Annotated in this window: 5 protein-coding genes and 2 pseudogenes; 5 read left to right on the forward strand and 2 right to left on the reverse strand. The window is 67.5% G+C overall.

From position 1 onward, the window contains the following. The first annotated feature begins 94 nt into the window (after positions 1 to 94). Positions 95 to 541: a GNAT family N-acetyltransferase gene (locus AC07B0_RS40210; RefSeq protein ID WP_478900582.1), complete on the forward strand. Its 447-nt coding sequence runs from the start codon at positions 95 to 97 to the stop codon at positions 539 to 541. Between the two features lie 100 nt (positions 542 to 641). Then, positions 642 to 1,130: a GNAT family N-acetyltransferase gene (locus tag AC07B0_RS40215; RefSeq protein WP_478900584.1), complete on the forward strand. Its 489-nt coding sequence runs from the start codon at positions 642 to 644 to the stop codon at positions 1,128 to 1,130. Positions 1,131 to 1,285: 155 nt separating this feature from the next. Here AC07B0_RS40215 and AC07B0_RS40220 read toward each other — a convergent pair. Further along, positions 1,286 to 1,587: pseudogene (locus AC07B0_RS40220) on the reverse strand (helix-turn-helix domain-containing protein); the annotation flags it as partial. A 172-nt stretch (positions 1,588 to 1,759) separates the two neighbouring features. Here AC07B0_RS40220 and AC07B0_RS40225 point away from each other — a divergent pair. The 3 genes and pseudogenes from AC07B0_RS40225 to AC07B0_RS40235 all read left to right on the forward strand — a co-directional run bounded on the left by AC07B0_RS40225 (position 1,760) and on the right by AC07B0_RS40235 (position 4,261). Continuing rightward, the gene (locus tag AC07B0_RS40225) at positions 1,760 to 2,263 is read left to right on the forward strand and encodes a hypothetical protein (RefSeq protein WP_478900585.1); all 504 of its coding nucleotides are present in this window, start codon (positions 1,760 to 1,762) and stop codon (positions 2,261 to 2,263) included. A gap of 363 nt (positions 2,264 to 2,626) precedes the next feature. After that, positions 2,627 to 2,829, forward strand: a pseudogene (locus tag AC07B0_RS40230) (hypothetical protein); the annotation flags it as partial. A gap of 1,024 nt (positions 2,830 to 3,853) precedes the next feature. Continuing rightward, entirely contained in the window at positions 3,854 to 4,261 is a 408-nt protein-coding gene (locus AC07B0_RS40235; protein WP_478900586.1) for a YciI family protein, read from the forward strand. A gap of 133 nt (positions 4,262 to 4,394) precedes the next feature. Here the strand turns inward: AC07B0_RS40235 and AC07B0_RS40240 are convergent. Continuing rightward, on the reverse strand, positions 4,395 to 4,700 hold a 306-nt coding region (locus AC07B0_RS40240; protein WP_478900588.1), incomplete at its 5' end, for a hypothetical protein.

Consider the following 4,700-nt stretch of genomic DNA (forward strand, 5'->3'; position numbering starts at 1 on the left):
GGGGACCCTGTGGGAGAGTAGGACGCCGCCGAACAATCATTGTGGGAAAGCCCCGCACCTTATGGTGCGGGGCTTTTCTGCGTTTACGGCCCGGATGGAACCGGCTCCTCCCGCCTCACATCGGGCCCTGTCCCAGTCGCAGCCCCGGCTCCAATTGCTCCGCTCCGACCACGCGCTGGCCCTACTCGAGTCCGAACGAGAGGACCGGGCCTACTTCGCAGGCTTCGCCTCCTGCCACCGCGAGCTGATGGCCGAACTCGGCTACCGCATCGCCGAGCGGGCCACCGGGTGGGGGCTTGCCACCGCCGCGGTCCGCGAAGCCTGCGGGCTGGCCGGCGCGGAGTACGGTCTGACCATCCTCAGGGCCGTCGCGACACCCGACAACGCCGCCGCCCGAGCCGTACTCGCCCGCACGGGCTTCCTCCCCGTCGCGGAACTCCGACTGGACTCCCGCCCGGGCCTCAGCTTCGTACGACTGCTGCGGGAGTCTCGCCATCTGGAAACGCGGAGCCGTAGTACCGCGAACGCGGGTGCGGGTTAAGGAGTATGACGATGAGTCAGGGTGACAGTGCGGGGGCGCGAAAACGTCTTTGTGCTGCCGCGGGGCCGGGGTGGATGCTGGCTCACCGGAGGTACTCGAGATGACCGACGTCTTGTTGAAGCTGTCAGCCCGCGACTTGGTGCATGCGGACCTGGCGTCATGCGGGTGGGCAGGGTCTGAACACCATCTGGCCGGCGTAGCCGAGCAGCTGGAACGGGCGCGGATCGGCGAGGTCGACTACCTCGCGGTCTGTTCGCCGGCCGACATCCCCGTGGCGAAGGGCGGCGTCGACTACCAGGTGAGGGAAGGCGCCGGCACGTTGTGGCAGCTGGCCGTCCACCCCGCACTGCAATCGTGCGGGATCGGCACCTTCCTCGTCGAAGCCGCAGAACTGCGGATCAGGAACCGCGGCCTGCGGCGGGCCGAGCTGAGTGTGGAGGAAGGCAACCCCCGGGCACGTGCACTGTACGAACGGCTCGGATACGTGGCATACGACCGCCAGCCGGATTCGTGGCACGAGCAGACCCCCGACGGAACGTTGCGCCGCTACGAGACGGTGTGCACGTTGATGCGGAAGGAACTCGCCTGAGGGTTGTCCCGTAAAGGATCTTCGGGTTGGTGCGGGCGTGGCTGGCCGGTGTTCGGCTTGCTTGTCTACCCGACGAGGGTGAGGTTGTGCAGCCGGGCGATGCTGCTCATCGCGTGGCGGACTCCATCGCCCTTCAATCGGCAGTCGCGGAGAAAGTAGCGGTAGTTCTTCGACTGCTCGGCCACCATGTGGTCGCGCGTGGGGACCAGGGTTCCGTCCCCGAGCGCGAGCAGGGGGCCGAGGTGTCTGATGACGCGGTCGGCCGCAGACTCCCAAAGAGCGGGGCAAGCTGGCGCAGCGTCACGTTCGTGCTCCAGTACGTCGTGATCAGCAGGACCCGATTTTCCAGCGGCAGCCCCCACGGCCGACCCCGTCGTACTTCCGCGGCTCCGTCTTGGCGCAGTGCGGTCACCAGCTTGCCAAAGCAGCGTGGGCTCAGCCCGGTGAACGGGGCCATCCAGGACGGGGCCGACGCCGTGATCACTCCAGTCGCACCAAGATCATGGCGCAACGCCGGGCCCCGCTCCGCCACTCCGTCACAGGCCCCTGGTCGGGGTCTCACCATCACCCGCGGCTGCACCCTGTCTATGGCACCGCCGGACCGGCACGAGGTTATTGAGGAGCAGGGTGTGGGAAGTCTGTTGGGGAGCGTCTCTGGGGTCCGCTGGGGAGAACTGCGCGATGCGACGGGGGTTGCGGCCGGCGGTATCCCTCCTCTGCTGTCCCGGATCGCCTATGGCGATGAGGACACGGCTCGCATCGCCATCGATGACCTGGGCGACGCCGTCTGTGCGCTGGGGTTCGTCGTCGGCGAGGTGACAGCTCCCACGGTCCCGTTCCTTCTCGAACTGGCAGGGTCCCCGCAGGCGGCCTGCAAAGCCGAGTTGTTGGACCTGCTGGGGAGCATCTACCGGTCCGAGCAGTGGCACTCCGCTGCTGCATCGACCCAGGATCGCAAGCACGACGCGAGCTATCAGCAGCAAACAGGCTGGGAGGCGGCTGCAAGGGCTGCCGTGTACGCAGGCCGGTCAATCATCGAGGGTGTCGCCTCCTCCGTGCGGCCGGAGCTGGCGATGCCTGCTCGAAAGTTGCTGCAGGTGATGGACGACGCCCCACCGTTCCCGGAGCTATGAGCGGCCATTGCGGGCCAGCCCAGAACCGCACTTGATTCCGAGCACTCCGGCCCGGACCGCTGGGCGCGAGCCGGCCTCGTCTTGTCAACAGGGCTCTCAGGCCCGGGTTCGTCTCCCGTTAGGCGTATTCGTCGCGCGCGAACCGTGCCTATCTGCGTCGGCGCGGAATCCGCTGCACGATCCCGGAATCTGCTGATGAGGTAGGCCACCACAAACGACGGGGCACGGCCGGCGGACGGTCCTCGATTCCTCACCGCCGCGATCAACGCATGGCTATGACCTGCCGGAGTGTCGGGTCCGCATGTGATTCCGGCCGGGATCAGACCAGCGGGTTGAGGAGAGACATCGATGACCGCAACGGCGCCCGACGGGGACGACCTGGCCTGGTTCACCTCGGTCGCGGTCCTGGAGAAGGCGGCTATGAGGTCGTCCGCCGCGACACCACCCGCCGCGAACACGACGTCGCCACCGAGACCAGCATCGGCCAGACCGCCCGTGACCTCACCATATGGATGGAGGCCCGCGACTCCTTCGTTGTTCGGTCAGGGGCGGGTGGGCGGCGGTGACGAGGGTGGCGTGGAGGTGCAGACCGGTGGACGTCCGGCGATCGCTGCTTTCGTGCCCTTGTGTAGGCCGCAACCCGTTGCCGTCGAGCTCGTGGAGCCTGTACAGGGCCTACTGCCGATTGGGGTGGCGGTGGGACGGTGTCGGGGATCCGGCAGGCCCGTCTGCTGGCTTCGGCTTCGGGCCCGTTCCAGGCAGCGGGCAGCAACAGCCGTCGGGACAACGGGCACGGGGCGGTGTTGGAGGTGGCGTGGTGGCTGGTGCGGATCCCTCGGACGCGGATTCCTCCAGCCCTCGTACGACCAGCGATCTACTGCTGGCCGGGATGGGCTGCTGGTCCTGCCGGGGTTCTGGGCCGTCTGCCTGAGGCCGACACGGACGCGGCGTACGGGGCCCTGAGCGACGCGGAGCAGTGGTCGGTCTTCAGGGTTCCCCTTCGGCGGGGGACACCCGGCGGTTGTCGTGGCCGCGACTTCGTCGGAGACGAGGGCACGGAGTACTACGTCTCCCACCCCGAAGGGGATCGGCTCGGTCAGCTGGCCACCCACGGCGGGCAGCAGGTCAGCCCTGGCCTGTCCTGGAGGGACCTCACGTTGGAGTCCAAGCGCTGGACGCACTGCTGGCCGCGGAGGTTGCCGCGCTGGTCGGTGGTGCGCTCTCCTCCGGGTGGGCTTCACCGAAGCTGACGCTCCGCGGCTGGCGCAGGACCTGCTCCAGGAGCACCCGCTGTGCGAGCCGGCCGGATGGGCGCTGACCACTGCGACTCCCTTGTCCGGAGGTCAGGATCACTTTCCCTCGTCCAGGGGATCACGCGCGACCAGAGCGAAGGGCTGGACCGGGCACTGGGCGCTTGGCCCCATGCCTGATCCGTGGAACCGAGCCGCGGCGCCGGCTGTGCCGCGTGCAGGCCGGCTCCTCGAGGGTGCGAAAGGAAGTCGGCCCGGGGATGTCGAGAACCCGCGTCCGGCTCCGTCCCCGGGGTGAAGGCGACCGTAAGGGGTCGCAGGGGCGATGAGGAGGAGCACGATGGCGAAGTACCTGTTGCTGAAGCACTACCGGGGTGCGCCGGCCGCGGTCAACGACGTGCCGATGGACCGGTGGAGTCCGGAGGAGATCACGGCGCACGTGCGGTACATGCACGACTTCGCGGCCCGGCTGGAGCAGACCGGCGAGTTCGTCGACGGCCAGGCCCTCGCCCCCGAGGGCGCGTGGGTCCGCTACGACGGCGAGGGGCGCCCGCCCGTCACCGACGGACCGTTCGCGGAGACCAAGGACCTCATCGCCGGCTGGATGATCATCGACGTCGACAGCCACGAACGCGCCGTCGAACTGGCCGGGGAACTCTCCGCCGCCCCGGGAGCAGGAGGCGAGCCCATCCACGAGTGGCTGGAGGTGCGGCCGTTCCTGACGGCGCCGCCCACCGTCACGGAGTGACGTGGTGGAAGCCACCGCGGCTGTCTACTCGCACCCCTCCCCAGGTGGGCAGCCCGATTTTGACTCTCCCCGGGGAGGGTTGTAGAGTTAAACGGTTGCCTCGAACCGGACAGGTTCGGCAGCACCCCACCCCTCAAGGATTCAAATCCATGTGGGGTGTCTTCGACTCTTCATTCGAGAACGTTGAAGCCGGGAAATCCGGTGGAAAATCTCTGATAGAGTCGGAACCGCCGGAAAGGAAAAGCGCGAAAGCGTAGGACCTGGAAAGCACCGAGGAAATCGGGCCCGAAAGAGTCTGATAGAGTCGGAAACGCAAGAACACAGAACGAAAGCCCGGAGGAAAGCCCGCGAGGGTGAGTACAAAGGAAGCGTCCGTTCCTTGAGAACTCAACAGCGTGCCAAAAATCAACGCCAGAAGTTGATACCCCGTCCACTTCGG

The sequence above is a fragment of the Streptomyces sp. NPDC044704 genome (assembly GCF_056433525.1).